Annotated in this window: 1 protein-coding gene; it reads right to left on the bottom strand. The window is 60.8% G+C overall.

The genetic code is table 11. The annotated features are described in order from the left end of the window. The coding region (locus JTA15_RS21830; protein WP_255580108.1) for a BapA/Bap/LapF family large adhesin at positions 1-1,874 on the bottom strand (1,874 nt) is incomplete at both ends.

The raw sequence follows: 1,874 nt of genomic DNA, 5'->3' as shown, positions 1-1,874 counted from the left end.
CCGTCACTGATTGACCAGTTCACCGTCAGGCCGCCCAATGCCAGCAGCGATGCCACGTTAAAGTGCAGCGACACGTTATGCAGCGCGGTGTTCGGATCCACCACGAAGGTTCCACTCCCGCTGCCCTGGGTTGATGACAGCAGCGCGGTTGTCCAGCTGGCCGTCCCGACGGTGGTATCCGAGTAGGTCGTCGTGTGATGTACCGAGGTGACGTCCATCGCGGTACTGACATCGTTGACCGCATCCATCGCCCGCGCGGTTGGGGTGATGTTGAGCGATGCCGTATCCTTCGCCCCGTTTGGTCCGGTGATGGTATAGACAAACGTATCCGGCGTACTGATCGCGTCAGCACCCACACCGGCTTTCAGGGTGTAGGTGTACTGTCCGGACGCATTGATGCTCAGCGTGCCGTATTCCCCCTGAATGTCGGTCAGGCCGCTGCTGTTCACCGCCACGCCGTTCACTTCTGATACCACCGCGCCGGTTGCGACATCGTTATCCAGCACATCTCCGGTGGTGGTCTCGCCCACGCTCGACACGCTGTAGACATGATCTTCCAGCACGTTCAGCGTGTAGGCGGTCAGGGCGGTGATCCCTGCAGCCGTATTCAGCAGGAAGAGGTACTCCCCGGCAGGCAGGTTCAGCGTCAGCTGAGACGAGGTACCGCCCAGCAACGGCGCACGCAGCCAGCCCGGTTCGACGCGCATCTGCTCGAAGGTCTGCGTCGCGTTATTGAACTTGTAGACATACAGGTCGAATACCGACGCCAGCGCCACACCGCCCACGGAAGCCTGAATGGTCATGGTGCGGGTGGTACCTTCCTCCACGTTGTAGATGATCGGATTGCTCAGATCGTCCAGCAGGTTCAGCCCCAGCGTGTTGCCGAGATTGATCCCCACCACGGTAAAGCCGCCCTGCGACGAGGTGCCGTTATTGATTTCATGGACCGAGGTGTCAAAGGTCAGCGAGGCCGTGTCATCCACCGCCACAATACCGTTAGCGGTAGTACCGGCACCCAGCGACAGTACCAGGTTCGCCGACGCGCTGACGCCGTTATGGGTGATGGTGTAGGTGAAACTCTCTGTCCGGCCCACAACCGAGGCGCTGGTGTCGGTCAGGTTGTAGGTGTAGCTGCCATCGCGATTAATGGTCAGCGTACCGTACTGGCCCTGAACAACCGTGCCGTCGGCATTCACGCTGGTGGTGACACCCAGTGCGTTGGTGACAGCAGAGACCGTGGTCCCTGCAGGGGCGTTGTCGCTGCCCGCGGTCGGGTCGGCGTCGAGAATTACGTTACCGTTCAGGCTGGTGTCGCCCGTCACGGTACCGGCGCTGGTTTCTTTCACCGCCACATCGAGGCTGGTGTAGGAGCCGGTCGCCAGCAGGTTAGTGTTATAGCTCAGCACCCGGTAGTCGCCGTTCGCCAGCCCGGTCAGGTTCAGCGATACGCCGGTAGCCCCGAGGGTCAGCAGATCGGCAAACTGGGGTTGTCCGGTATCCACCACGGTAGTCCAGGTACCGTTGACGTTATGTTGTACCACCAGCTCAAGGGTATTGAGCAGGGAGAGCACCGCACCCGTGGCATTGGCGTTCACCACAATATCCGCATTGCCGCCGCTGCCCACCGTGAAGTCCACCTGGGCAGTATCATTACCCAGCAACGTGAGGACGTTGCCTACGGCACCCACCAGCAGGAAGCCATAATCACTGTACTGGCTGTTGGTGACGGTGGCCGTGGTGCTGATATCCAGCTCTTCGACGTTATTGCTGGCGGAGAGCGGGACGACCGGTGCGAGGGCTGAGCCGGGCTGCGACGTATTACCTGCGGCATCGGTGGCGGTGATCTGCAGCGTCTGACCTTCCGTCTGTTTGTT

Origin of the sequence: Enterobacter sp. BIDMC 29, assembly GCF_019378755.1 — a bacterium.
GTDB classification, from domain to species: domain Bacteria; phylum Pseudomonadota; class Gammaproteobacteria; order Enterobacterales; family Enterobacteriaceae; genus Enterobacter; species Enterobacter ludwigii.
Note: the sequence above shows the minus strand (reverse complement) of the source record. Positions and strands in the feature narration are given on the sequence as shown.